Origin of the sequence: Afifella sp. IM 167, from assembly GCF_020144925.1 — a bacterium.
In the GTDB taxonomy this organism is placed as follows: domain Bacteria; phylum Pseudomonadota; class Alphaproteobacteria; order Rhizobiales; family Afifellaceae; genus Afifella.
Genome location: NZ_NSLC01000005.1, coordinates 167,608 through 194,430 on the forward strand (window position 1 = coordinate 167,608; position 26,823 = coordinate 194,430).

Consider the following 26,823-nt stretch of genomic DNA (forward strand, 5'->3'; position numbering starts at 1 on the left):
GCTCAGTCGACGCTGCGAATATAGGCCTTCACGTCGAACTTCCGTTCCAGCCCGCTGCGGGTCATCGGGCGCACGGTGCCGTAGACCGCGTTCTCCTGGAAGGGACGGTCATGCAGGCCGAGCGTCCACAGGTTGTTGGCGAAGGAATTGTGGTCGCCGCCGTCGAGGAAGTAGCGGTTGTTGAGCGCCATGATAGTCGACAGAGCGTATTGCGGGCTGGAGGCCCATCGCAGGATCTGCTTGGCCCAGTACATCCGCAGATGGTTGTGCAGGTAGCCGGTCGCCTTCATCTGCCGCATGGCCGCGTTCCAGGCCTCGTCGCCCGTCTTCGCCTCTTCCATCTCCGCCGCCGTGTAGCCGGGATTGCGCGCATCGCCGCGATGCTTCTCCAGCGTCGCGCGCGCCCAATCCGGCAGCGCCTCGTAACTGTCGTACCCGTCCCGGTAGTGGCACCAGTTGGCGGCAAGCTCGCGCCGCACGACGAGCTCCTCCAGGAAGGAGGCTGAATCCGCCTTGGCATCGCGCGCCTTGAGGGCGATTTCGAGCGGCGAGATCTGCCCGAAGCGCAGATAGGGCGAGAGCATGGAGACCCGCGCCGCATTGGGATCCGGCCGTTCCTCGTCATACGCGGCAAGGTCGTGGGCAAGGAATTTCGTCAGGCGATCCGCCGCCTGCGCGTGCCCTCCGGTGATCCAGTCGACCGGCTCCGGCCCCTCGTTTCCGGCAGCCTCCGCGATCGCGTGGTTGTCGCCCGGCTCGATCCCGTCCGGCAGGGAGATGCCGGAGAACGCCTTGGCGGGCCTGCGCTCCGTGAGGGGCTTCAGGAAATCGTCCAGCTGCCGGTTGATCTTCGGGCGGATGGTGCGGGCCGCGTATTCGGCCTTCTCGCTCGCCGCCGTCACCGGCACCAGGCAGTCGGTGTCGACCGCGACCGCGGGGCAGGGCGCGTTGTCGCCGAGCCAGCCGCGCCGCTCGCGGTGGTAGCGCAGATAGCCGACATCGGTGACGGCGATCAGCGCCTTGTCGAGCATCTCCCGGAAGGTCTTCTCCTGCGCCATGGGCAGGACCCGAAAGCCTATGCCGCGTTCGGCAAGCGTGCCGGCGAGCTCGCAAAGCCCCTCGGCCATGAATGTCGCCTGCCGGCGGGTGATCGGCGGCTCCTCGCCGCCGATCCTGAGAACGACAAGGACCGGTTTCTCGTAGCGGTCGGCCATGAAGGTGGCGAGTTCGAGCGCGTGGTTGGCCTCCGCCCTCTGGGCTCTGTCCATCCAGTAGAGGACGTAGCTTCCGTCCTGCGGCGCCTTGCCGTTCAGCCAGGTCAGGCGCGGATTTTCTCCCGGCATGCGTCTCTCCGGCATTTTCCTGCGTCCTGCGCCACTTAGGGTGGCAATCGGCGCACGGAAGGGCGGCGGCCCCGCGCCTGCCTCCGCTCCATGGCGGAACGGTTCGGGCCGCGGCGAGTTCTGCCGTTAACGCAACCAAGGGAGAGCTACTTGGCTTACGACACCCGTGAACCGACCCATGGCTCCAGCCATTCGGTCGAAAAGAGCACCGCAACCAGCGGTGACATTATCCGCATTCTTGTGGCCATCATCCTGCCGCCGCTCGGCGTCTTCCTGCAGGTCGGCCTCGGACTGCAGTTCTGGCTGAACATTCTGCTGACGATCTTCGGCTACGTGCCGGGCATCATTCACGCCATCTGGATCATCCTGCGGCGCTGACGTGAAAACGCTTCGGCCCGGCCGCTCAGCCGGTCGAGCCGAAGCCGCCTGCGCCTCGCGCGCTGTCGGCTGAAAACTCGCCGACTTCCTCAAAGCGCGGATGCAGGACAGGCGCGAAGAACATCTGCGCGATGCGCTCGCCGGGCTCGATCAGGATGGCCTGCGTGCCGGGCGCGTTGCGGTTCCAGGCGCTCACCATGATCGGCCCGTGATAATCGGCGTCGATCAGACCGACCGAATTTCCAAGCACCAGCCCCTTCTTGTGACCGGCCCCCGAGCGCGGCACGATAAAGGCCGCGATGCCGGGATTGGCGATCGAAATCGAAAAGCCGGCCGGGATGAGCACCGCCGGCGCGCCGGCGTCGAGAACGAGCGCTTCCTCGAGGCAGGCGCGAAGGTCGAGACCTGCCGCCATGACGGAATGGTGCGCGGGCATCCCCCACTGTCGGAGCCTCTCGTCCAGAATCTTGATCTCGACGGGCGGCTGAAATCCGGCGTTCATCTCTTCCCCTTCGCGGCAGGACGCACGAAGTCGCAAAGGCTTTGAAACGGGTCAACCGGCGTTCCGGCGATCTGCCCGCTATCCCCGCAGAGCCGGCGGATTTTCCCTGATGCCGATCCTGGAAATCCCCGCAACTCTCGAATAGTTGCAAAAATCCGCATATGACCCATCTTGGCGACGGAGCAGTCTGGAAGGGAAGCCATGACGGATATTGCGAGGCCGGAAGTGACCGGCTTCTTCGACGAGCGCACGTTCAGCGTCCAGTATGTGGTCGCCGACCCGGCAACGCGGCGCTGCGCCATCATCGACCCGGTCCTCGACTTTGACGAGAAGTCCGGCGCCACGGCGACGATCAATGCCGACAGGATCCTCGATTTCGTGCGCCAGAACGGCCTTTCCGTCGAGTGGATCCTCGACACCCACCCTCATGCCGACCACTTCTCGGCCGCCGATTACCTGAAGTCGAAGACCGGCGCGCCGAAGGCGATCGGCGAGCATGTGGCGGAGGTCCAGGAGCTCTGGAAGGACATCTACGGCTGGCCGGACTTTCCGGCCGACGGCTCGCAATGGGATCATCTCTTCGCTGAGGGCGAGCCCTTCCGGGTCGGCGACATCGAGGCGCGCGTGATGTTCTCGCCGGGCCATACGCTGGCTTCCATCACCTATGTGATCGGCGATGCGGCCTTCGTCCACGACACGCTCTTCCAGCCCGATTTCGGCACGGCCCGCGCCGATTTCCCCGGCGGCAGCGCAAAGCGCCTGTGGCAGTCGATCCAGGAGATCCTGGCGCTCCCCGATGCAACGCGCCTCTTCACCGGCCACGATTACAAGCCGGGCGGCCGCGATCCGGCCTGGGAATCGACGGTTCGCCAGCAGAAGGCGACCAACAAGCACCTGACGCAGGCAAAGACCGAGGAGGACTATGTCCGGCTGCGCCAGGAGCGCGATCGGTCCTTGCCGATGCCGAAGCTGATTCTCGCCGCCCTGCAGGTCAACATCGACGGCGGCCGCCTGCCGGAGCCGGAGGCGAACGGACGCCGCTATCTCAAGATCCCGCTCGACGCTCTTCAGGGCGCCGCCTGGGACTAGGCGCGCAGGCCGCTCAGGTGATGACGTCCGGCTCCGAGCGGCCCGTATGCTCCCGGATCTTCGCCACGGCCTCGGCCGCCTCGATGATCGGCTTCAGCGCCTCCTGCGCGTCCATGCCGTGCTTGGCCGGGTCCGCCTCGAAGCGCTCCAGATAGACGCGCAGCGTCGCCCCTTCCGTGCCCGTGCCGGAAAGGCGGAAGACCGCGCGCCCCCCGCCTTCGAAGAGGATCCTCAGCCCCTGGTGCTCGGCGAGCGAGCCGTCGACGGGATCGCGATAGGCGAAATCGTCGCTCGCCTCGATGGTGAGGCTGCCGGCGGTTGTACCGGGCAGGCTCTCGAGCCGGCCCTTCAGCTCCGCCATCAGCGCCTCGGCGCGCTCCGTCTCGACCGCCTCGTAATCGTGGCGCGTATAGTAATTGCGCCCGAAGCGGGCCCAGTGGCCCTTGACGATCTCGCGGATCGATTCGCCCCGTCTGGCGAGGATGTTGAGCCACAGGAGCACCGCCCACAGCCCGTCCTTCTCGCGCACATGGTCGGAGCCCGCGCCGGCGCTCTCCTCGCCGCACAGCGTGATCTTGCCGGCGTCGAGGAGGTTGCCGAAGAACTTCCAGCCCGTCGGCGTCTCGTAGAGCGCGATGCCCAGATGTTCCGCCACCCGGTCGAGCGCCCGGCTCGTCGGCATGGAGCGGGCGAGCCCGACCGGCCCCTTGGCGTATCCGGGAGCGAGATGCGCGTTGGCGGCGAGGATGGCGATCGAATCGGACGGCGAGACCGGAAGGCTCTTGCCCAGAACGAGGTTGCGGTCGCCGTCGCCGTCGGAGGCGGCGCCCATGTCGGGCGCGTTCGGCGAGGCCATCGTCTCGAAGAGGTCGTGCGCGTGCACCGGGTTAGGATCCGGATGCAGGCCGCCGAAATCGGGCAGCGGCTCGCCGTTCACCACGGTGCCCTCCGGCGCGCCGAGCATGCCCTCCAGGATCGCCTTGGCATAGGGCCCCGTCGCCGCGTTCATGGCGTCGTAGGAGAGCCGGAAGCCGGAGGCAAAGAGCTTGCCGATCGCCTCGAAATCGAAGAGCTCGCCCATCAGCTCGGCATAGTCGGCGACAGGGTCGATCACTTCGACCGTCATCTCGCCGCGTTCCACCGTGCCGAGGGTGGAAAGGTCGACGGGCTCGATCTCGGCGAGCCCGTAGGCGGAGATCGTCTGCGTCGCCTCATAGATCGCCGAGGTCACGCTCTCGGGCGCGGGTCCGCCGTTGGAGATGTTGTATTTGAGGCCGAAATCGCCGCGCTCGCCGCCCGGATTGTGGCTGGCGGAGAAGATGAAGCCGCCCTTGGTGCCCCGCTTGCGGATGACGCAGGAGGCGGCCGGCGTCGACAGGAGCCCGTTCTGGCCGATGATCAGGTGTTTGGCGCCGCCGGCCGCCAGCATGCGGATCAGCGTCTGCATCGCCTGCTTGTTGCCATAGCGCCCGTCTCCGCCGATGACGAAGCTCTCGCCGGCGACGCCGCCGATCCCGTCTATGATCGCCTGGACGTAGTTCTCCAGGAATCCGGGCTTCAGGAAGGCGGCCGTCTTCTTGCGCAGGCCCGAAGTACCCGGCTTCTGGCCGGCGATCGGTTCCGTCGGGACCGTTTCAATGTCCATTCGCCCTCACTCCGTTGGCTGTCCGGCCGGTATCCGTGATGATCTGCCGGTATAGGTCGCTGTAGAGCCGGGCCGAGGCGGCCCAGCCGAAATCGAGTCGCATCGCCGCCTTGCGCGCCGCGCGCCAGGCGCGCCCGTTGCGGTAGAGCAGCACGGCCCGGTCGAGCGCGTGACGCAGCGCCTCGGCCGTGACCGGGGCGAAGCTGAAGCCGGTCGCCGCGCCGATCTGGATGGCGGCGGGGTTGGCGTCGATCACCGTATCGGCGAGGCCGCCCGTGCGCGCCACGACCGGCAGCGTGCCGTAGCGCAGTCCGTAGAGCTGCGTCAGGCCGCAGGGCTCGTAGCGCGAGGGAACGAGGATGGCGTCGGCGCCGGCCTGCATGAGGTGGGAGAGCCCCTCGTCGTAGCCGATGGTGACGCCCACCCGCCCGGAATTGAGCGCCGCGGCTTGGCGGAAGGAGAGTTCCAGCGCGGGCTCGCCCGTGCCGAGCACAGCGAGTTGCCCGCCGCGCCAGATGAGATGCTGCAGGTTGGCGAGAAGAAGGTCCATTCCCTTCTGCTCGGTGAGGCGGCTGATGACGCAGAAGAGCGGCGCGTCCGGATCCTCCGCCAGGCGGAACCTCTCCTGCAGCGCCCTCTTGTTTGCCGCCTTGCCCTTGCCGGCGCCCGATTTGTAGGGCGCGGGGATGAACGGGTCGTCCGCGGGATTCCACACGGAATGGTCGATGCCGTTGAGGATGCCCACGACGTCGGCGCCGCGGTGGCGGATGAGCCCGTCGAGCCCCCAGCCGAATTCCGCGCTCTGCAGCTCGCGCGCATAGGTCGGGCTGACGGTGGAGACCTTGTCCGCCATGGCGATGCCGGCCTTGAGGTAGGAGATCTGGCCCCAGAACTCCATGCGCTCGCGGTGGAAGAAGCTGTCCGGCAGGCCGAGATTGGGCAGTTCGGTTGCCGGAAAAACGCCCTGGAAGGCAATGTTGTGGATGGTGAAGAGGCTGGCTGCCGCCCCGCCGCTGGCCGCCAGATAGGCCGGCACCAGCCCGGCCTGCCAGTCATGGGCGTGGATGAGTTTCGGCTGCCAGCCGCCAACGCCCGCCGCGGCGATGTCGACGGCCGCCTTCGAGAGCGCCCCGAAACGGAGCTGGTTGTCGGGCCAGTCGGCGCCGTCCGGCCCGATATAGGGATTGCCCTTGCGCCGGTAGAGCCGCGGCAGATCGAGTGCGATGACCTTCAGGCCGGCCTCGGTCGTCGCCGTCAGGAGCCGGCCTTCCTCGCCGAGGACGGGCCCGCAAGGCAGCGGCTCTTCCACGGCCTCGCCGAGCTTGTCGAGAACCTCCGGATAGGCCGGCAGCAGCACCCGCACGTCGGTCCCCGCCTCGGCAAGGGCAAGCGGCAGGGCGCCGACCACGTCGGCGAGCCCGCCGGTCTTCACCAGCGGATAGCATTCCGAAGCGACGAAGAGGACGCGGGACACGGCCGGTGGTTCCTACCGGACTCCCGGCAACTGGTCGATCATTGCCTGGGTGATCAGGCAGACGCCGTCGTCGGTGCGGCGGAAATGGCGCCCGTCCGCTTCGGGGTCCTCGCCGACGATGAGGCCGCGCGGAATGACGACGCCGCGGTCGATGACGACGTTCTTCAGCCGCGCATGCCGGTTGATCGTCACATGCGGCAGCGCCACCACCTTGTAGAGCTGGCTGTAGGAATGGGCCATGACGCCGGTGAAGAGCAGCGACTTGTCGATATGCGAGCCGGAGATGATGCAGCTTCCCGAGACGAGCGAGCTCGTCGCCGTGCCGCGCCTGCCGTCCTCGTCGTGCACGAATTTTGCCGGCGGGGTGACCTCGCCATAGGTCCAGATCGGCCAGTCGCGGTCGTAAAGGTCGAGCCCCGGCACGAAGTCGGTAAGGTCGACATTGGCTTCCCAGAAGGCGTCCACCGTGCCGACGTCCCGCCAGTAGGGCTCCGGCTCGGCGCCGGACATGACGCAGGAATGGGCGAACTGATGGGCCACCGCGGTGCCGTTGCGCACGATGTCCGGGATGATGTCGCGGCCGAAATCGTGGCTCGAATTGGGGTCCTCGGCGTCGCGCTTCAGGTGCTCGAAGAGCGCCTTGGTGTGGAAGACGTAGATGCCCATGGAGGCGAGGGCGAGGTCGGGATTGTCCGGCATCGCCGGCGGGTCGGCCGGCTTCTCCACGAAATCCACGATCCGGTCGTTCTCGTCGATATGCATCACCCCGAAGCCCGTCGCCTCCATGCGCGGCACGGCGATGCAGCCGACGGTGACGTCCGCCCCCGAATTGACGTGCTGGGCGAGCATGATCTCGTAATCCATCTTGTAGACGTGGTCGCCTGCCAGGATGATGATCAGCTCGGGCGCGTAATCCTCGATGATGTCGATGTTCTGGGTCACGGCATCGGCGGTGCCGACATACCATTTGTCCTCCGCCACGCGCTGCGATGCCGGCAGGATGTCGAAGGTCTCGTTGCGCTCGGGGCGGAAGAAATTCCAGCCGCGGTTGAGGTGGCGGATGAGGCTGTGGGCCTTGTACTGGGTCGCCACCGCGATGCGCTTGATGCCCGAATTGAGCGCGTTGGAGAGGGCGAAATCGATGATCCGGCTCTTGCCGCCGAAATAGACCGCCGGCTTGGCGCGGTTGTTCGTCAGCTCCATCAGCCGGCTGCCGCGACCGCCCGCCAGAACAAAGGCCATCGTCTGGCGGGCGAGCCGCCCCCCGAGTGCGTCTGGATCGATTCTGGTCATGGCGATCTCCCCGTCCCGTCGGCGCGTTCAGCCGCGCGCGCTTGCTTGGCACAATGGGCCGAAGCCGACCATGCCTCAAGGTCGTGCGGGCAATGCGGCCTATCGCCCGCGGCCCCGCTCAAGTTCTCGGGCGCTCCCGCGCCACGGCTTCCAGAATCCGCGCGAAGTGCGGGCGCGAGGCGAGTTCGCCAACTTCGAGCGGCAGGCGTCGTTGCCAGTTGGGATGGGCGTCGGTCGTGCCCGGCACGTTCGGCTGGTCGGCGATGCCGGCGATGTCCTCCAGCGCCACGGCGAAGAGCCGCGAGGGCGCGCGGGCGATGAGGGTGTGGAGGCGGAGCGAGATCTCGGCGAACTGCGCTTCCGAGCCCTCCTCCATCTCGCCCAGCCCGTCGCCGAGCCCGTGCTCGGCAAGCAGCCTCAGCACGGCCTGCCTCTCGCCCTTCCGGGCTTGGCGCTCGTGGCCTGCCGCCTCTTCGCCGAGAAGGCCGATATGCTCGCGCACGACGAGGTCGTGCGTGCTCCACCAGCCGGCGAGGCTCGCCGTATCGTGCGTGGTGAGGCAGGCGAGTGCCGAGCGTGGATATTCCGCCGGGTCGCGGAAGCGCTCGCCGTCGCGTTCGAACAGGAATACCTTGTAGGCGTGCAGCGCCGTTTCGGCCATGACCTCGCGAAAGCCCTCCGGCACGACGCCGAGATCCTCGCCGATCACCAGGGTGCCGGAGGATTGCGACACGTCCGCGAGCGCGCCCAGCATCGCCGCGAACGGAAAGCGCATATAGGCGCCCTTCGCCGGTCCGAGCCCCCGCGGGATCCAGAACTGGCGGTAAAGCCCCATCACATGGTCGATGCGCAGCGCCCCGGCATGGCGCATCAGGCTTTCCAGAAGGCTGCGGAAGGGCGCCAGCTCGACCTTGAGCAGGCCCTCCGGGGAAAGCGGCGCGAGACCCCAATCCTGCCCGTCGGCGTTGAAATAGTCGGGTGGGGCGCCGACGGTGACGTCTTTCACCGTCACTCCCTCGTCGGTCCAGGTGGCCGAGCCGTCCGGGGCGACGCCGACGGCGAGATCGACATAAAGGCCGATCCGCATGCCGGCCGCGAGCGCCCGCGCCTGGGCCTCGTCCGCCTGTCCTTCGGCGAGGAACTGCAGCCACATCTGGTAGAGCACCTCCTCGTCGTGCTCCTTGGCGTAGGCCTGCGAGGCCTCGCTGCCCGGGCTCCTGAACGCCTCGTCCCAGACATGCCAGCCGCCGGGCGCCGCGGAAGCATGGCCGCCGAGCGCGATCGCCTCGAAGAGGGCGTGGTCGAAGAGCGCCTTGCCGCCCTTCTCGCGGAAGCGCTCGAACGCCGGATCGGCGAGGATGCCGTCGCGGCCGCGCTGGAAGATGCGCCAGAGGGCGGCGAGCTTGTGGCGCGTCACCCCGGGATAGTCGACGAGCGGCGCCGCGCGCGCCGCCCCGAGCCACTCGGCCGAGGGCGCGTCGGCTTCCGTGTAGCCCGCAACCTGGTCGACGGCGATGTAGAGCGGATTGAGAAAACGCCGGCTCGAGGGATAGAACGGGCTCATCCGCTCCGGCATCGCCAGAAAGAGGGCGTGCAGCGGATTGACGCCGACGAAGTCCGCCCCGCGCGCCGCCACCGTCTCGGCGAGCTCGGCAAGGTCGGTGAAATCGCCGATCCCCCAGTTGCGGGCGGTATTGAGCCCGTAGAGCTGGCAGGTGACGCCCCAGGCGCGGCCTTCCGCGAGGAAGGGTGGCACGAAACAGGGCCTGCCGGGGCCGGCGAGCCCGCCGAGCTTCGCACGCAGTTCGTCTCCGGCAGGCGTCGCCCCCGCCGTGACGCCGAGCGCGGCGAGCAGCGCTCGTTTCGTCTCATCGCCGGCGGCGACCTTTTCGCCTGACAGAGCCCAGTATTCCCCGTCGATGCCGTGCTCCCACGCCAGGCGGTCGAGCTCTTCGGTCATCGTCTCCCCCTTTTTTCGCTCGTCAGCTCTCAAGAACGATCATCGAACGTGCCGCCAGGTGGATCTTGCTGCCCGGCTCGAACTCCGCGCCTCCGATCTCGCCGTTGACAGTCTCGATCGCGCGCCGCCAGCGCTCCACCCAGTCGAGCCTGGGCAGCGTGAATTCCATGTCGTTCGGCGCCGCGTTGGCAAGGATGAGAAGGCTGCTCGCGCCCTCGCCGGAGAGCATCAGGCCGACGGTCTTGCGCAGCCCGTCCTTCCAGTTGCCTTCCTGCATCACGCCGCCTTCCGGTCTCAGCCACTGCACGTCCGGTACGCCCCGGCCGGGCACTTCGTCCCCATGCAGATAGCGTGCCTGGCGCAGCAGCGGATGCAGCTGACGAAAGGCGATGACGCGGGAGGTGAAGTCGCGCAGCGCCTCGCCCGAGGGGCCCGCTTCCTCCCAGTTCATCCAGCTCGTCTCGTTGTCCTGGCAATAGGCGTTGTTGTTGCCGTTTTGCGTGCGGCCCTGCTCGTCGCCCATGACCAGCATGGGGGTGCCCTGCGACAGGAACAGCGTCAGGATGAAGTTGCGCCTCTGCCGCTCGCGCAGCGCCAGCACTTCCTGGTCGTCGGTCTCGCCCTCCACGCCGCAGTTCCAGGAGCGGTTGTCGTCGTGGCCGTCGCGGCTGCCCTCGCCGTTCGCCTCGTTGTGCTTGGAATTGTAGGAAACGAGGTCGTTCAGCGTGAAGCCGTCATGGGCCGTGACGAGGTTGACGCTCGCCCAGGGCTTGCGGCCGCGATGCTCGAACATGTCGGCAAAGCCCAGCAGCGCGCGCGCCACATCCGGCAGCGAGCCGTCGTCGCCCTTCCAGTAGCTGCGCACCACGTCCCGGTAGGCGCCGTTCCATTCCGCCCATCCCGGCGGAAAGTTGCCGAGCTGGTAGCCGTCCGGGCCGATGTCCCACGGTTCGGCGATCAGCTTGACGCGCGACAGGATCGGGTCCTGGCGGATCGTGTCGAAGAAGACGGCCTGGTTGGAGAAGGTTTCCCGCTCGCGCCCGAGTGCCGTCGCCAGGTCGAAGCGGAAGCCGTCGACATGGCACTCCTGTACCCAGTAGCGCAGCGAATCCGTCACCATCTGCAGCACCCGCGGATGGCGCAGGTCGAGCGTGTTGCCGGTGCCCGTCGTATCGAAATAGTGCCGGGGATCGTCGGCGAGCATGTAGTAGCTCGCATTGTCGATGCCGCGGAAGGAGAGGGTCGGCCCGAGGTGGTTGCCCTCGGCGGTGTGGTTGTAGACCACGTCGAGGATCACCTCGATCCCCGCCTCGTGCAGCTTGCGCACCATCAGCTTGAATTCGTGGAAATCCGAACCGTGCGAGATGAAGCGCGGCGCCGGGGCGAAGAAGGCGATGGTGTTGTAGCCCCAGTAGTTGGACAGGTTCTTCTTCAACAGGAAGTCGTCGTCGAAGAAGGCCTGCACCGGCATCAGCTCCACGGCCGTGACGCCGAGCTTCTGCAGATGCTCGATGACATGCGGGCTGCCGAGCCCCGCGAACGTGCCTCTCAGATGCTCCGGCACGTCCGGGTGGCGCGCCGTCATCCCCTTCACATGCGCCTCGTAGAAGATCGTCTCGGTCCATGGCCGCTTCGGCGAAATGTCCCGCCCCCAGGTGACGGCGGGGTCGACGACGACGCATTTCGGCATGACGCGGGCGGAGTCCCGCCGGTCGAAGGAAAGGTCCTCGCGTCCCGACGAGGCGCGGTAGCCGAAGCAAAGGTCCGGCCGGCGCAGCTCGCCCTGCAGCGCCCGCGCATAGGGGTCGATCAGCAGCTTGTGGTGGTTGAAGCGGTGGCCGGCTTTCGGATCGTAGGGGCCGTAGACGCGGTAGCCGTAGAGCTGGCCGGGCCGGATCTCGGGGAAATAGCCGTGCCAGACCTCATGGGTATATTCGGGCAGCACCGCGCGCTCGAGCTCGCGCCGGCCCTGCCGGTCGAACAGGCACAGCTCGACCTTCTCCGCATGGGCGGAAAAGATCGCGAAATTGACACCAGACCCGTCCCACGTCGCACCAAGAGGGTGCGGCGTGCCGGGCTCCACGCGAAGCCGCGCCATGTGAGTGATCCCTTCTAGGGTCGGTACTTGAGAATGAGAACGCCGAGTGGGGGCAGGGTTAGGGCGACGGAGGCGGGCTGTCCATGCCATCCTTCTTCGCCGGCGAACACCTCGCCGCCGTTGCCGACATTGGAGCCGCCATAGGTCGCCGAATCCGTGTTGAGCCGCTCCTGCCAGCGCCCGGCGAAGGGCAGGCCGATGCGGTAGCCCTCGCGCACGATGGGCGTGAAGTTGCAGATGACGGCGACGACGTCGTCCGCCTTCTCGCCCCGGCGCAGGAAGGAGAAGACGCTCTGGTCGGCGTCCGAGGCGTCGATCCACTGGAAGCCCGCCGGCTCGCAGTCGCGCTCGTAAAGCGCCGGCGTCTCCTGATAGAGCGCGTTGAGGTCGCGCACGAGCCTTTGCATGCCCGCATGCGGTTCGTGCTGCAGGAGATGCCAGTCGAGCGAGCTGTCGTGGCTCCATTCGCGGTACTGGGCGATCTCGCCGCCCATGAACAGCAGCTTCTTGCCCGGATGGGCCCACATGAAGCCGTAATAGGCCCTGAGATTGGCGAAGCGCTGCCATTCATCGCCCGGCATCTTGCCGAGCATGGAGCCCTTGCCGTGCACCACCTCGTCATGGCTGAGCGGCAGCACGAAGTTCTCCGAAAAGGCGTAGAGCAGCCCGAAGGTCATCTGGTGGTGATGATACCTGCGGTGCACCGGGTCGTTCTGGATGTAGGAGAGCGTGTCGTGCATCCAGCCCATGTTCCACTTGAAGCCGAAGCCGAGGCCGCCGGTCTCCACCGGCCGCGACACGCCCGGCCAGGCGGTCGATTCCTCGGCGAAGGTGGTGGCGCCTTCAAAGCCGCCGAACACGTCGGTGTTCATGGAACGCAAAAAGTCGATGGCTTCCAGGTTCTCCCGCCCGCCATGCACGTTCGGCACCCAGTCGCCCGGCTCGCGCGAATAGTCGAGGTAGAGCATGGAGGCGACCGCATCGACGCGCAGCCCGTCGATATGGAATTCGTCCATCCAGTAGAGCGCGTTGGCTTCCAGGAAGTTGCGCACTTCCGTGCGCCCGAAATTGTAGATCAGCGTGTTCCAGTCGCGGTGGAAGCCCTGCCGCGGATCGGCGTGCTCGTAGAGCGCGGTGCCGTCGAAATTGGCAAGCCCGTGCTCGTCGGTGGGAAAATGCGCCGGCACCCAGTCGATGATGACGCCGATGCCTTCGGCATGGCAGCGCTCGATGAACTTGGCGAAGTCCTCCGGCGACCCGAAGCGTGCCGTGGGCGCATAAAGACCGATCGGCTGGTAGCCCCAGGAGCCGGAAAACGGGTGCTCTGAAACGGGCAGGCACTCGATATGCGTGAACCCCATCTCCTTGACGTAGGGGATCAGCTCGTTGGCCAGCGCCTCGTAGCTGAGGAAGCCGCCATCGGCGTCGCGGCGCCAGGAGCCCAGATGCACCTCGTAGATGGAGATCGGGGCGTCGTGCCGGTTCTTGGCCTTGCGCTCGGCCATCCAGGCGACGTCCTGCCAGGTCCGCTCCGGCAGGCCGCTGACCCGCGAGGCGGTCGAGGGCGGCGCCTCCTGGGCGAAGGCGAGCGGATCGGCCTTCAGCGGCAGGCGGCGGCCTTCCGCCGAGATGAGTTCGTATTTGTAGAGCTCGCCCGGTCCGATATCGGGGATGAAGAGCTCCCACACGCCGCCTTCCAGGCGGTTGCGCATGACGTGCCGGCGCCCGTCCCAGTCGTTGAAGCTGCCGATGACGGAGACGCGCCGCGCATTCGGCGCCCACACGGCGAAGGCGGTACCTTCGACGCCGTCGACGGTGGTCGGATGGGCGCCGAGCTTTTCATAGAGGCGGCGGTGGCGTCCCTCGCCGAGGAGGTGCAGGTCGAGTTCGCCGAGCAGCGGCGCGAAGCGGTAGGCGTCGCCCTGGGTCCACGAATTCTCGCCGGAAAAGAAGCGGAAGCGATAGGCGAGCTCGCGCCCCTCTCCGCGGAGCGAGGCGGCGAAGAAGCCGTCGTCGAGCCGCTCCATCGGGGCAAGGACGCGCGCCCCGTCGGGAGAGATCACCTCGGCCCTTTCGGCGCCAGGGTGGTAGGCGCGGATGGTGATGCCGTCCTGGCTCTTGTGCGGGCCGAGGAGGGCGAACGGATCGCCGTGCCTTGCTTCGATCAGCGAGCGGACGGCCCGCCGATCGATATCGGGGAAGGTCGCTGTCGGTTGTTCTAGGCGCGAGAGGTTCATGCGCTGGCCTTCGTGCTGATGAGGTCAAGAACGCCGCGGAGGGGAATGTCGATCCAGTCCGGGCGATTGGCGGTTTCGTAGAGGAGCTCGTAAAAGCCCTTCTGCAGGAGGAAGAGCCTGAGAAGCCTTTCGGTGGCTTCCCGCTCTGGCGGCAGCGTCGCCGCCCCCTCCATCCGGGCGGAATAGCTCGCCAGGAAGTCGGAGACGGATTTGTCGCGCCACAGAAGCGCGCGCTCGTGCACGCCTCCCGTCTCTTCGCTGTAGCGCGACAGGTAGCGGCGCTCCGCGGCGGCTGCCGCATAGTCGAAGGAACGCAGCATGCCTGCCACGTCCCGCAGCGGCGAGGATTTGGCCCGCCGCTCGGCGAGCGAGCGCTGCGGCTCGCCCTCGAAGTCGATGATGACGATGTCGGCCTGGCTCACGAGCACCTGGCCGAGATGATAGTCGCCGTGGATGCGCGACTTGCCGCCCGAGGGCGGGCTGTCGGCAAGGCCCGAAAGCTCCGCCAGCACCAGGTCGCTGCCGGCGGCAAGCTCTTCCAGGAGGATCTGCGTCGTGCCGGGAAGCGTCGGCGCGGCGGCCTTCAGCCGCTCGACCGCCTCGCCTGCCATCCTTGCCGCATCCTCGGCCCATTCCGCGATGTCGCTGCCGGAGATCGGCTCCACCTTGAAGGCGGCGTCGTCGGTCTCCGTCGCCAGAGCAAGGTGCATCTCGGCGGTGCGGATGCCCATGCGCCAGGGAAGGTCGAGCGGATGGCCGAAGGGCATCGTGCCCGTCGCCGATTGCGGCTCGAAGGTGGAGGCGGAGGAAAGGGCCGTCGCGTCGAGGTCGCGTTCCAGCGCGTCGGTGAGGACGGACCAGCCGTCGCCCTGGTTGCGCACGAAGGAAAAGGCCGCGGCAAGCGCCGTCGGCTCGCCTTCCGCCGGCCGGTATTCCACCGTTCCGAGAAGCTGCGGCGTGTTGTCGAAGCCGGCGACGTCGGTGAGGAAACGGCCGACCTCGATTTCCGGCTGCTCGCCTTCCCTGAGGCGCCGGTAGATCTTCAGGAGCGCCTTCTCGCCGATCATCACCGAGACGTTCGACTGCTCGACGCCGAGCGGGTGGATGTCGGCCTCCTCGGCCGCCTCGGCAAGGTCGGCAAGCCCGGCAAAGGCGATCTCGCCGCCCTCGGCCGGCAGCGTCCTGCCCTCGGCCATGGAGGAAAGCAGCGAGCGGGTGAAGTCCTCGTCGAAGGCCGCGTCGATCAGGCCGCCGACCTTCGGTCCGCGCCGCACCTTGGCGAGCGTGTAGGAAAGCTTCGGCGCGCCGAAATGCAGGTGCTCCTCTCCCCACAGCGCCGAGAGCGGCAGGAAGTAGCGCTGGCTCTCGCCCTCGGCGAAATCGACATCGACGGTGGCGAGCACCTGATGGCCCTCGCCGACCGAGGCGAGCGGAGAAAGATGCACGCCCTCGATGCGCCCGCCCTTGCCGGCGAACCAGCGCTGGCGCTGCAGGAAGTCCGGCAGCGTCTGCGTCTCCAGCTGCGTGCGGTCGCGTCCCGAGAGGGCTCCGGAAAGGTCGCCCCGCGTCGTGACGGTGATGAATTCGGGCATGATGTCGGGAGCGGGCACGTGCCAGTTCGGCACCTCCGCGTCTTCCGTGACCAGGAACCAGTAGAAGCCGTATCCCGGCAGCGTCAGCATGTAGGGAAGGTCGCCGATCGCCGGGAAGGCGGAATGGCCGGAGAGCTCCACCGGCGTCATGCCGCGGAAGCGCGAAAGGTCGAGCTCCACCGCCTGCGCCGAGCGCGACAGGTTGGCCACGCACAGGATGTTCTCGCCCTCATGGCTGCGGATATAGGCGAGGATCTTGCGGTTGCCGGGATAGAGGAAGGTCATCTCCCCGCGCCCGAACACCTTGTACTGCTTGCGCACGTTGACCATGCGCCGCATCCAGTTCAGCAGCGAGGAGGGGTCGGACTGCTGCGCCTCCACGTTGACGGCCTCGTAGCCGTGGATCGGGTCCTGGATCGGCGGCAGGAAGAGCTGCTGCGGATTGGCGCGCGAGAAGCCGCCGTTGCGGTCGCCCGACCATTGCATCGGCGTCCTCACCCCGTCGCGGTCGCCGAGGAAGTAGTTGTCCCCCATGCCGATCTCGTCGCCGTAATAGAGGACGGGCGTGCCGGGCATGGAAAGAAGCAGCGCGTTCATCAGTTCGATCTTGCGCCGGTCGTTCTGCAGGAGCGGGGCGAGCCGGCGGCGGATGCCGAGATTGATGCGCGCCTTCTGGTCCGAGGCGTAGGTGCGCCACAGATAGTCGCGCTCCAGATCCGTCACCATCTCGAGCGTCAGCTCGTCGTGGTTCCTGAGGAAGATCGCCCACTGGCAGGGATCGGGGATGTCCGGCGTCTGGCGGATGATGTCGGTGATCGGGTGCCGGTCCTCCTGCGCCAGCGCCATGTACATGCGCGGCATCAGCGGGAAGTGGAAGGCCATGTGGCACTCGTCGCCCTCGCCGAAATAGGGGCGGGTATCCTCCGGCCACTGGTTCGCCTCGGCGAGCAGCATCCGGTCGGTGTAGTGGGCGTCGAGCTCGGCGCGGATCGCCTTCAGGACGTCGTGCGTCTCCGGCAGGTTCTCGTTGTTGGTGCCGTCGCGCTCCACGAGATAGGGGATGGCGTCGAGGCGAAGCCCGTCGACGCCCATGTCCAGCCAGTAGCGCATCACCGACTGGACCTCCTTCATCACGCGCGGATTGTCGAAGTTGAGGTCCGGCTGGTGCGAATAGAAGCGGTGCCAGAAGAAGGCCTCCGCCACCGGGTCCCAGGTCCAGTTGGAGGTCTCCGTATCCAGGAAGATGATGCGGGTACCCTGGTACTTCTGGTCGGTGTCGCTCCAGACGTAGTAGTTGCGCGCCGCCGAGCCGGGCCGCGCCTTGCGGGCCTTCTGGAACCAGGGATGCTGGTCCGAGGTGTGGTTGATGACGAGCTCGGTGATGATGCGGATGCCGCGCCGGTGCGCCTCCGCCACGAGGCGCTTGAAGTCGCGCATCGTGCCGTAGGACGGGTTGATCGCCCGGTAGTCGGCGATGTCGTAGCCGTCGTCGCGCAGGGGCGAGGGATAGAACGGCAACAGCCAGATCGCCGTGACGCCGAGGCTCTCGATATAGTCGAGGCGCTGGATCAGGCCCTCGAAATCGCCGACGCCGTCGCCGTTGGAATCGAGGAAGGCCTTGATGTGCAGCTGATAGACGATCGCGTCCTTGTACCATTCGGTATCGGAACGATCGATGATGCCGTCCATCCGGTTGGATTTGGTGCGAGCTTCGGCCGAAACCGACTCAATTGGTTTGATCGGGGTCTCGTCGTTCATGCCAGCCTCTCCTGCGGCGGGATGAGGCGCCAGACGGCGTAGGTCCGTTCCGAAGGGTTCAGCCAGATGTGCTGCATCTTGCCCTGCCAGACGAAGCGGCGGGAGACGACGAGGTCCTCTCCCAGGACCGGCGCGTCGTCGGAAAGGCCGAACTCCCACAGCGGCACCTCGAACTGCGCGCCCTGCGCGTTCTGCGGGTCGAGGTTCACGGCGAACAGGAGGAAGTCGGAGAGGTCGTCGGTGTATTTTCCGTAGTACAAGATCGCATCGTTGTAGGCGTTGAAGAAGGTGAGGTTCTTGAACTGCTGCAATGCCGGATGGCTGTTGCGCAGCGCATTGAGGCGGCGGATGTCGTCCTTGATGTGGCCGGGCCTGTCGTAGTCCCAGGCGCGGATCTCGTACTTCTCCGAATCGAGGTACTCCTCCTTGCCGGGGATGGCGGCCGCCTCGCACAGCTCGAAGCCGTTATAGACGCCGTAATTGGTGCCCAGCGTGGCGGCGAGGAAGAGCCGGACCTGAAAGCCCGCCCGCCCGCTTTGCTGCAGGTAGGTCGGGTTGATGTCGGGCGTGTTGACGAAGAAGTTCGGCCGCATGTAGTGGCGGCATTCCGTCCGCGTCAGCTCCGTCAGATACTCCGTCAGCTCCTGCTTGGTATTGCGCCAGGTGAAGTAGGAGTAGGACTGGGTGTAGCCGACCTTGCCGAGCCGCTTCATCATTTTCGGCCGCGTGAAGGCCTCGGCGAGGAAGATCGTTTCCGGATAGCGGGCCCGCACCTCGGCGATCAGCCATTCCCAGAAGGGAAGCGGCTTGGTGTGCGGATTGTCGACGCGAAAGATCTTCACGCCGTGCTCGGCCCACAGCAGCACGGTGTCGCGCAGCGCGTACCAGAGGCCGGGGATGGCGTCGCGGTAGAAGTGGACGTTGACGATGTCCTCGTACTTCTTCGGCGGATTCTCGGCGAACTTGATCGTCCCGTCCGGCCGCCAGTCGAACCATTCCGGATGCTCCTTGATCCAAGGATGGTCGGGCGAGCACTGGATGGCGAAGTCGAGGGCGATCTCCAGTCCCGCGGCATGCGTCGCTTCCACCAGCCGGTCGAAATCCTCGAACGTGCCGAGCTCGGGATGGATGGCGTCATGGCCGCCTTCCTTCGAGCCGATGGCGTAGGGGCTTCCCGGATCGTCCGGCCGCGCCTTGAGCGAGTTGTTGCGCCCCTTGCGGTTGGTCGTTCCGATCGGGTGGATGGGCGGGAAGTAGAGGACGTCGAAGCCGAGGTCGCGCACATAGGGAAGGCGCTCGATCACGTCGTCGAAGGTGCCGTGCCTTGCCGGATCGCCCGACATGGAACGGGGAAACACCTCGTACCAGGCCGAGAAGGCGGCGCGTTTGCGGTCGACGAAAAGCTCCAGCACCCGCAGGTAGTAGGAGACGTTGGATCTCAGGCCGCCCTCTGTCATCGTGGCGAGCAGGTCCTCGCCCATGAGGCGCGAGAATTTCTCGCCGGGATCGGCGATCTGCTCCAGCTGCTCCACGGCGATCTGCAGGCCGGCCCGGCCCTCCGGCCTCAGCCTCTCGCTCTCCTCCAGCGTCCGGCGCACGAGGCGGAAGCCTTCCTCCAGCTCCAGCGAAAGGTCCAGCCCGGCCGCCTGCTTCTTGGCGACGTCGCGGCGCCAGGCGGCGAAGAGATCGCGCCAGGCCATGATCGTATATTCGTAGGTGGTGTTCTCGTCGGGGCTGAAAGTGGCGCGCCAGCGGTCGTTCTCGAACGGGTGCATGGGCGTTTCCGCCCAGTTGGAATCCCCCTTCCTGCGCGTCAGCAGCGCCGCGTCGATCACGTCGTGGCCGTCGCAGAAGATATCGGCCTCCACGACGACGATCTCGCCGAGGGCGGCCTTGGCGGCGAAGCGCCCGCCATCGATTTCGGGCGTGACCGCTTCGATGGCGACACGGTTGTCAGCGAGGGCGAGGAGGAGGCGGTCTGCTGTTTTGAGGCCTTTCTGCATGCTTTCCTTCGTGTCGGCTTTCAAAAGCCTGCGGCGCGTTTCGGCGGCGCAGGCGACAGGATTCGAGCTAGGTCGCCGGGCCCGCAGGTCCAGCGCCTCGTTAGGTTCCTAACAGTCTAGTCCCCAGAGAGTTGCAGGCGAATGTCGGTTACGGCCTTGTTCCTTCGGCCAATTGCGGGTCCGCCTCAATCCTCCGGCAGCGTCAGGAGGGTCGCATTGCCGCCGGAGGCCGTCGTGTCGATGGAGACGACCCTCTCGGTGGAGAAGAGGGCAACGCCGTCGGCGAGCGACAGGAGCGGCACCCGCTGGCCGGCGCGCCCGGCGATCGCCCGCCGGATCTCGCGCGCCGTCGTGTCGCCGGGCGCGGTCTGCACCTCGTAGACGACAAGGCCGAGCCGCGGCAGCTTCGCCGCCAGCTCGGCCGGCTCGCCTTCCAGGAACACGATGAGCCGTTTCGGCTGGAAGAGCTCGGCGAGCGCGCTCGCCAGTGCCGTCACCGCGTCGTCGGCAAGGCGCGCCGGGATGACGACGCGGTTGCCGGCGGCCAGCGCCGTCACGGTCTGTTTGAGGAGCGCGCTTCCGTCGCCCCCGCCGAGGCAGAGCGCGACGCCGCGCGGCGCGAGCGCCAGGCGGTTCGCCTCGCCGGTCGGGCCGGGCAGGGCGAGAACGCCGGCGATCTCCGGCTGCGCCGCCTCGATGGCGGCCCGCGCCGTCGCCTCCGCGTCTTCCGGCAGGGAGCCGGCGGCGCTCGCCAGCACCATGATGCGGGCCGAGTTCTCTTCCCAGCCCGCGGCGGGCGGCAGCTTGGCGAATTCTTCCAGCGACATCGTCTCGGCCGGCTTTGCGGCCGGCCGGGCGGGCGCCTCTCCCTCAGAGGGCGGCACGACCGGTCGCGTGAACCGCGTCAGGTAGTGCGGCCCGCCCGCTTTCGGACCGGTGCCGGAAAGCCCCTCGCCGCCGAAGGGCTGCACGCCGACCACGGCGCCGATCTGGTTGCGGTTGACGTAGATGTTGCCGACATGGGCGCGGTCGCAGATGCGCTCCACCCGCTGGTCGACGCGCGAATGGATGCCGAGGGTGAGGCCGTAGCCGGCGGCGTTGATCTCCTCGACAACCTTGTCGAGATCCTTCGCCTTGAAGCGGATGACGTGGAGTACGGGCCCGAAGATCTCCTGGCCGAGCTGCGAGAAGCGCTCGAGGCTGAGCGCCACGGGCGGCACGAAGGTGCCTTCGTTGGGCGCGCCAGGATGCTCGAAGAGGAGCCGCCCCTCGCCTTTCAGCTTCTCGACATGCGCCAGGATGGTCTCGCGCGCCTCCGCGTCGATCACCGGTCCGACGTCGGTGGCCGGCTCCCAGGGATCGGCGACGACGAGCTCGCGTGCCGCGCCCTCCAGCATCGTCAGCAGAGGCTGGGCGATTTCCTCCTGTACGAAGAGGGCCCTGAGCGCCGAGCAGCGCTGGCCAGCCGACTGGAAGGCGGAGGCGACGATGTCGCGCACCGCATGCTCCGGCAGGGCGGTGGAATCGACGATCATGGCGTTGAGGCCGCCCGTCTCGGCGATGAGCGGCGCGCGGGCCGGCCCGTTTTCGGCGAGCGAGCGGTCGATGAGGATCGCCGTCTCGGTCGAGCCGGTGAAACAGACGCCGGCAATGCCGGGGTCGGAGGTGAGCGCCGCGCCGACGCTGCCGCCGGCCCCCGGCACGAGATGGAGAACATCTCCCGGGATGCCGGCCTCGTGCAGCAGCGAGACGGCCTTTGCCGCCATCAGCGCCGTCTGCTCGGCCGGTTTGGCGATCACGGCGTTGCCGGCGGCGAGCGCGGCGGAGATCTGGCCGGTGAAGATGGCGAGCGGAAAATTCCAGGGCGAGATGCACACGAATACACCACGCCCCTCGCGTCTTTCGCCTTCTGCAACGTCGGGACCGAGAATGCGCCGCGCCTCGCAGGCGTAGTAGCGCAGGAAGTCGACCGCCTCGCGCACTTCCAGGATGCCGTCGAGCCGCGTCTTGCCGGCCTCGCGCGTGGCGAGCGCCATCAGCTCCGGCGCGTGCGCCTCGTAGAGGTCGGCCGCCCGCTCCAAAATCTCCGCCCGCTCCCCGGCGGGCCGTGCCCGCCATGCCGGCGCCGCCCTGCCGGCGACTTCAATGGCCTGTCGCGCCGTCTCCGCATCCGCCTCCGTGACGGTGCCGACCTTCTGCGAGGGATGCGCCGGATTGAAGATGTCGCGCGCCGTGCCGGGCTTCGTCTCTCCGCCGACGAGCGGCGCCGCTTCCCATCGCTTTTCCAGGAAGGGCGTCATCGCCTCTTCGAGCGCGGCGAGGTCGCGCGGATTGTTGATGTTCCAGCCCTTCGAATTGCGCCGCACCGGCTGGTAGAGGTCGGGCGGCAGCGGGATATGCGCATGCGCCACGGGGCTTGCCCTCTCCACCCTGGAGATCGGGTCGGCGACGAGCCTTTCGGCGGGCACCTCCTCGTCGAGAAGCTGGTGCACGAAGGAGGAATTGGCGCCGTTTTCGAGGAGCCGCCGGACCAGGTAGGCAAGCAGGTCCTTGTGGATGCCGACCGGGGCGTAGACGCGGCAGGGCTTTCCCGTCTCCTTCATCAACCGGGCGTGCAGCGCCTCGCCCATGCCGTGCAGGCGCTGGAACTCGAACGGCGCGTCCGGCTCCGCGATCTCCAGGATCGCCGCCGCGGTATGGGCGTTGTGCGTGGCGAACTGCGGATAGATCCACTCGGGCTGCGACAGGAGGAGCCGCGCCCCGGCGAGATAGGACACGTCGGTCGTCGCCTTGCGGGTGAAGACCGGATAGGCCTCGATGCCGAGCGTCTGCGCGAGCTTGATCTCGTAGTCCCAGTAGGCGCCCTTCACCAGCCGCACCGGCATGCGCGCTCCGCGTTGCTTCGCGAAGGCGCCCGCCCATTCCAGCACCGGCTGTGAGGTCTTGGCAAAGGCCTGCACGACGAGCCCGAAGCCGTCCCATCCCGCCGCCTCGTCGCCGGCGAGCGCGGCCTCCACCACATCGAGAGAGATGTCCAGCCGGTCCGCCTCCTCCGCATCGACGGAAAGGCCGATCCCGGCGCGGCGGGCAAGGCCGATGAGGGCGCCGAGACGCGGCGCGAGCTCGGCGAGGACGCGCTTTCTCTGCACCGTCTCGTAGCGTGGATGCAGCGCCGAGAGCTTCACCGAGATCGACGGCCGCGAGACGATGTCGCCGGTGCCCGATTCCTTGCCGATGGCGGAGATGGCGTCGGAATAGGAGCGGAAATAGCGCTCGGCGTCCTCGGCGGTGCGCGCCGCCTCGCCGAGCATGTCGTAGGAATAGCGGTAGCCCTTCTGGCGCATCGGCGCCGCGCGCCGCATCGCCTCCTCGATATTGCGGCCGAGAACGAACTGCGCCCCGAGCATCTTCATCGCCTGCGCCACGGCGGTGCGCACGACCGGTTCGCCGACGCGCATGACGAGCCGGCGCATCGTATGGATGAGATGCGCCTCGGCCTGCTCGCCGCCCGTCTCGGCGCCGTAGAGGCGGCCCGTCAGCATCAGCCCCCAGGAGGAGGCGTTGAGCAGGAGCGAATCGGCGGTGCCGCGATGCTGGCCCCAATCGGCCCCGCCGATCTTGTCGCGGATGAGCGCGTCGAGCGTATGCGCGTCGGGGACCCGCAGATAGGCTTCCGCCAGGCACATCAGCGCGACGCCCTCGTCGGTCGAGAGCCCGTATTCGGAAAGGAAGCGCTCCATCAGATGGGGCGCGGGGTCGGCCCGCAGCCCCTCCACCATGCCGGCGGCGCGCCGGACGGCCCGCTCACGGGCCTCTTCGCCGAGCCCGAGAGCGGCAAGGCGGCTGGCGACGACGTCGGCTTCATCCTGGAAGGGCGCGGCGCGGATGGCGTCGCGAAGGTCTTTGGGCATGGTTCTCCGCTCGGCAGGTCATGCCGATGCTGCGTCAGAAGAGGGGGGCGTTTCAACGGGGCGAAAGGACGAAGTCGCTCGGCCCTTCATCCGATGGCCCTGAAAGGCCCTAGCGCTCCATCGCCTTGGAGATGCGGCGGTTGAGCTCGTCCGGGTCGCACAGGATGAGCCCGCCGCGGCTTTTTTCCGTCAGGCCTGCCTTGGCGAGCGCCGAGAGTTCGCGCGAGACCACTTCCCGCCGGCAGCCGATGCGGTTGGCGAGGTCGTGGTGGAAGGGCGGCGGCGAGACGATGCGCTGCGCGCCATGGCCGGAACGGGACTTCGACTGGCGCAGGAGCTCGGCGTAGAGGCGTTCCTTGGTCTGCAGGAAGGAATGCTCCGCCAGCCGCGCATTGAGGCCGCGGATGAGGGTCGCGAGGTTGGAAAGCATGTGGCGGCTGACGGAAGGCACCTCGGTCGCAAGGTCCATGAAGAGCCTGCCGGGCATGATGCAGAGCCGCGAACGGTGCATGGCGGTGACGTTGGCGGAACGGGGCGTGCCGTCGATCGCCGCAAGCTCGCCGAAATACGTGCCTTCCCCGAGTTCGCCGAGGATGATCTCCCGGCCCGTCGGGGAGCGAAAGAGAACGCGGCACTTGCCCGAGAGGACGAAATGCACCTCGTCCGACTCGTCCTCGTAGTCGATGATCAGCTCGTTGGTGTCATAGTTGCGCCAAAGGCAACGCGCCGCCACCGCCTTGGCACGGTCCTCGCCAAGGTCCTTGAAAAGGGGGATGGCCCTCAAATCGTCCATGTCGCCGACGGCCCCTCGCCAGCCAGAATGATGGCCATCGTGCGGCGGCGCGCCGCACTTGGCAAGCGCTCCGGCCCGGCGGCAGGCGGTTTATCGAACCAAAACGGACCTTTGGGGCCCCTTGGCGAGGCGCTTGGGCCGCTCCCGGCTACCGGTTGCGGAACTGCGGCTCGCGCTTCTCCACGAAGGCGGTCATGCCTTCCTTCTGGTCTTCCGTGGCGAACAGGGCATGGAAGAGCCGCCGCTCGAAGCGGACGCCCTCCGCCAGGGTCGTCTCGTAGGCGCGGTTGACGCTTTCCTTGGTCATCATCACCGCCGGCAGCGAGAAGGACGCGATCTTCTGCGCCGCCTTCACCGCCTCTTCCAGAAGGTCGCCCGCCGGCACGATGCGCGAGACGAGGCCGGCGCGCTCCGCCTCCTCGGCGTCCATCAGGCGGCCCGTTAGGCACATATCCATGGCCTTCGCCTTGCCGACGAAGCGGGTGAGGCGCTGCGTGCCGCCCGAGCCCGGCATGACGCCGAGGGTGATTTCCGGCTGGCCGAACTTCGCCGTCTCCGCCGCGATGATGAAGTCGCACATCATGGCGAGTTCGCAGCCCCCGCCGAGCGCGTAGCCGGCGACGGCCGCGATCAGCGGCTTGCGGCGCTGGCCGACCTTGTCCCATTCGGAAATGAAATTCCCGCGATAGGCGCTGACGAAATCGAGATCCTTCATTTCCTTGATGTCGGCGCCGGCGGCGAAGGCCTTTTCAGAGCCGGTGATGACGATGGCGCCGATCTTGTCGTCGGCCTCGAAATCGTCGAGGGCCTGGTTGAGCTCCTCCACGAGCCCGGCGCAGAGCGCGTTGAGGGCGCTCTGCCGGTTGAGCGTGATCAGGCCGGCATTTCCGCGCTTTTCGACGAGGATGTGGTCGTAGCCCATTGTCCCCTCCCTGAGGCTGCTCGAAAATGCGTAGCCCGCTTCCGCAGGTCCGGCAAGGCGGCAGCCCCTACCGCTGGCAGACCGGGCAGAAGAAGGTCGATCGCCCGGACTGGGTGATGCGGGCAACGACGCCCGCGCAGGAAAGCCGCGGGCAGGGATCGCCCTCGCGGTCGTAGACGGCAAAGCTCTCCTGGAAGCGACCGACCGTGCCGTCCGTGTGCACGTAGTCGCGCAGCGAGGAGCCGCCGGCCGTCACCGCGTCGTCGATCACCTCGCGGATCGCGGCGACGAGGGCCTCGAGCCGCTTCGTCGGCGCGCCATCCTTGCGCACCAGCGAGCCGGCTGCCCGCCTCGGCGAGAGCTTTGCCCGCCACAGCGCCTCGCAGACATAGATGTTGCCGAGCCCGGCGACGAGCCGCTGGTCCATCAGCGCGGATTTGAGCGGCGCCTTGCGGCCGGAAAGTCTTTGCGCCAGCCAGGCCGGGCTGAGAGCATTGCCGGTCGGCTCGACGCCGAGATGGGAAAAGAGCGGGTGCTCCGAAAGCCTTCCGGCCTCAGCGATATCCATGAAGCCGAAGCGGCGCGCATCGTTGAAGACGAGACGCGTGTCGCCGGAAAGGTGGAAGACGACATGGTCGTGCTCGCTCTTTTTCTTTCCCTCGAAATAGCGCCCGTCGGCGGGCGTCATCTCCACCGCGCCCTCGAACCGGAATGAGCCGGTCATGCCGAGATGCATAACGAGGATGGGCCCGCCCTCCGCGGTGTCTGTCTCCACCAGGAGGTATTTCGCCCGCCGCCCGACATGGTCGATCCGCCTTCCGGCGAGCCGCCCGGCGAAGCCGGCGGGAAGGGGAAAGCGCAGATCCGGGCGGCGCAGCTCTACCTTCTCGATCCGGCGCCCTTCCAGAACCGGGGCGAGCCCGCGCCTGATCGTCTCCACTTCCGGTAGTTCGGGCATCGATCCTCCTCTTGCGCCTCGCCGCATGGCGCGGCGGGATGGCATTGGTTATGGTCCGGCCACATTTACCCGCCAACGGCAAGTCCGGCAGTTTCAGAGGAATTCAGATGAGCGAGAAGACCCGCTTCGGCTATCAGGAGATAGCCATGGAGGAAAAGCAGGGCCGTGTGGACGGGGTCTTCCATTCGGTCGCCAAGCGCTACGACGTCATGAACGACCTGATGTCGGGCGGGCTGCACCGGCTGTGGAAGAATGCCATGGTCTCCTGGCTCGCCCCGCCCCATTCCGGCCGCCCCTACAAGGTGCTCGACGTGGCGGGCGGCACCGGCGACATCGCCTTCCGCATCGCCGACCGCTCGCGCGGCCATGCCGAGGTCACGGTCTCCGACATCAACGCCTCCATGCTGGAAGTCTGCCGCGAGCGCGCCGAAAAGCGCCGCAACGCCAACTTCAACTACGTGGAGGCCAATGCAGAGGAGCTGCCTTTCGAGGATCAGAGCTTCGACGCCTATACGATCGCCTTCGGCATTCGCAACGTGCCGCGGCTCGACAAGGCGCTGTCGGAGGCCTTCCGCGTGCTGAAGCCGGGCGGACGCTTTCTTTGCCTGGAATTCACGCCTGTCTCCATGCCGCTGGTGCGCGAGGCCTATGAGGCCTATTCCTTCCACGTCATCCCGGCCATCGGCCGTGTGGTGACGGGCGACCGCGCCTCCTACCAGTATCTGGTGGAATCGATCCGCGTCTTCCCCAACAAGGAGCGCTTTGCCGGCATGATCGGCGATGCGGGCTTTGAGCGGGTGAGCTATCGCGACTATACGGCAGGCATCGTCGCTCTCCATTCCGGATGGAAGCTCTAAGCAGAGGGCC

17 protein-coding genes are annotated in these 26,823 nt (G+C 67.3%); 3 read left to right on the forward strand and 14 right to left on the reverse strand.

The features are described 5' to 3' along the window. Window positions 1-2: 2 nt before the first annotated feature. Window positions 3-1,343, reverse strand: a complete 1,341-nt coding sequence (locus CLD20_RS10515) for a deoxyribodipyrimidine photo-lyase (protein ID WP_224406582.1) — start codon at window positions 1,341-1,343, stop codon at window positions 3-5. A 225-nt stretch (window positions 1,344-1,568) separates the two neighbouring features. Between CLD20_RS10515 and CLD20_RS10520 the strand changes: the two genes are divergently transcribed. Then, on the forward strand, window positions 1,569-1,721 hold the full coding sequence (locus CLD20_RS10520; RefSeq protein ID WP_224406804.1) for a YqaE/Pmp3 family membrane protein: 153 nt from the start codon (window positions 1,569-1,571) through the stop codon (window positions 1,719-1,721). 25 nt (window positions 1,722-1,746) lie between these two features. On the opposite strand, the gene dut is transcribed toward CLD20_RS10520, so the two are convergent. Further along, complete coding sequence (gene dut / locus CLD20_RS10525; protein ID WP_224406583.1) at window positions 1,747-2,223, reverse strand: dUTP diphosphatase; 477 nt, start codon at window positions 2,221-2,223, stop codon at window positions 1,747-1,749. 201 nt (window positions 2,224-2,424) lie between these two features. On the opposite strand from dut, the gene CLD20_RS10530 reads away from it, so the two are divergent. Continuing rightward, window positions 2,425-3,312: an MBL fold metallo-hydrolase gene (locus CLD20_RS10530; protein WP_224406584.1), complete on the forward strand. Its 888-nt coding sequence runs from the start codon at window positions 2,425-2,427 to the stop codon at window positions 3,310-3,312. A gap of 13 nt (window positions 3,313-3,325) precedes the next feature. On the opposite strand, the gene CLD20_RS10535 is transcribed toward CLD20_RS10530, so the two are convergent. The 12 genes from CLD20_RS10535 to mutM form a co-directional block, all read right to left on the reverse strand. Then, window positions 3,326-4,957 (reverse strand): alpha-D-glucose phosphate-specific phosphoglucomutase, encoded by a 1,632-nt coding sequence (locus CLD20_RS10535; protein WP_224406585.1) that lies wholly within the window; start codon window positions 4,955-4,957, stop codon window positions 3,326-3,328. Next, the gene (gene glgA, locus CLD20_RS10540; RefSeq protein ID WP_224406586.1) at window positions 4,947-6,431 is read right to left on the reverse strand and encodes a glycogen synthase GlgA; all 1,485 of its coding nucleotides are present in this window, start codon (window positions 6,429-6,431) and stop codon (window positions 4,947-4,949) included. The genes CLD20_RS10535 and glgA overlap by 11 nt, the downstream gene beginning before the upstream one ends. Window positions 6,432-6,443: 12 nt before the next feature. Next, window positions 6,444-7,724 carry a glucose-1-phosphate adenylyltransferase gene (glgC, locus tag CLD20_RS10545; protein WP_224406587.1) on the reverse strand — a complete coding sequence of 427 codons (1,281 nt, stop codon included), beginning with the start codon at window positions 7,722-7,724 and terminating at the stop codon, window positions 6,444-6,446. A 118-nt stretch (window positions 7,725-7,842) separates the two neighbouring features. Next, window positions 7,843-9,684 (reverse strand): 4-alpha-glucanotransferase, encoded by a 1,842-nt coding sequence (gene malQ / locus CLD20_RS10550; protein WP_224406588.1) that lies wholly within the window; start codon window positions 9,682-9,684, stop codon window positions 7,843-7,845. A gap of 22 nt (window positions 9,685-9,706) precedes the next feature. Next, a complete protein-coding gene (glgX, locus tag CLD20_RS10555) occupies window positions 9,707-11,782 on the reverse strand; it encodes a glycogen debranching protein GlgX (RefSeq protein WP_224406589.1) in 2,076 nt (691 codons plus the stop codon). 14 nt (window positions 11,783-11,796) lie between these two features. Continuing rightward, entirely contained in the window at window positions 11,797-14,019 is a 2,223-nt protein-coding gene (glgB, locus tag CLD20_RS10560) for a 1,4-alpha-glucan branching protein GlgB (RefSeq protein ID WP_224406590.1), read from the reverse strand. Continuing rightward, window positions 14,016-17,291, reverse strand: coding sequence for a maltose alpha-D-glucosyltransferase (treS, locus tag CLD20_RS10565; RefSeq protein WP_224406805.1), 3,276 nt, complete (start codon window positions 17,289-17,291; stop codon window positions 14,016-14,018). The genes glgB and treS overlap by 4 nt, the downstream gene beginning before the upstream one ends. 74 nt (window positions 17,292-17,365) lie before the next feature. Beyond that, window positions 17,366-19,372, reverse strand: coding sequence for an alpha-1,4-glucan--maltose-1-phosphate maltosyltransferase (locus tag CLD20_RS10570; RefSeq protein ID WP_224406591.1), 2,007 nt, complete (start codon window positions 19,370-19,372; stop codon window positions 17,366-17,368). A gap of 185 nt (window positions 19,373-19,557) precedes the next feature. Then, window positions 19,558-23,283, reverse strand: a complete 3,726-nt coding sequence (gene putA, locus CLD20_RS10575) for a bifunctional proline dehydrogenase/L-glutamate gamma-semialdehyde dehydrogenase PutA (RefSeq protein WP_224406592.1) — start codon at window positions 23,281-23,283, stop codon at window positions 19,558-19,560. Window positions 23,284-23,392: 109 nt separating this feature from the next. Continuing rightward, entirely contained in the window at window positions 23,393-24,076 is a 684-nt protein-coding gene (locus CLD20_RS10580) for a Crp/Fnr family transcriptional regulator (RefSeq protein WP_224406593.1), read from the reverse strand. 148 nt (window positions 24,077-24,224) lie between these two features. Further along, a complete protein-coding gene (locus CLD20_RS10585) occupies window positions 24,225-24,998 on the reverse strand; it encodes an enoyl-CoA hydratase (RefSeq protein WP_224406594.1) in 774 nt (257 codons plus the stop codon). 67 nt (window positions 24,999-25,065) lie between these two features. Next, on the reverse strand, window positions 25,066-25,956 hold the full coding sequence (gene mutM, locus CLD20_RS10590; protein WP_224406595.1) for a bifunctional DNA-formamidopyrimidine glycosylase/DNA-(apurinic or apyrimidinic site) lyase: 891 nt from the start codon (window positions 25,954-25,956) through the stop codon (window positions 25,066-25,068). Between the two features lie 107 nt (window positions 25,957-26,063). Here mutM and ubiE point away from each other — a divergent pair, with 107 nt between their 5' ends. Then, a complete protein-coding gene (gene ubiE, locus CLD20_RS10595) occupies window positions 26,064-26,813 on the forward strand; it encodes a bifunctional demethylmenaquinone methyltransferase/2-methoxy-6-polyprenyl-1,4-benzoquinol methylase UbiE (protein WP_224406596.1) in 750 nt (249 codons plus the stop codon). The last annotated feature ends 10 nt before the right edge of the window (window positions 26,814-26,823 follow it).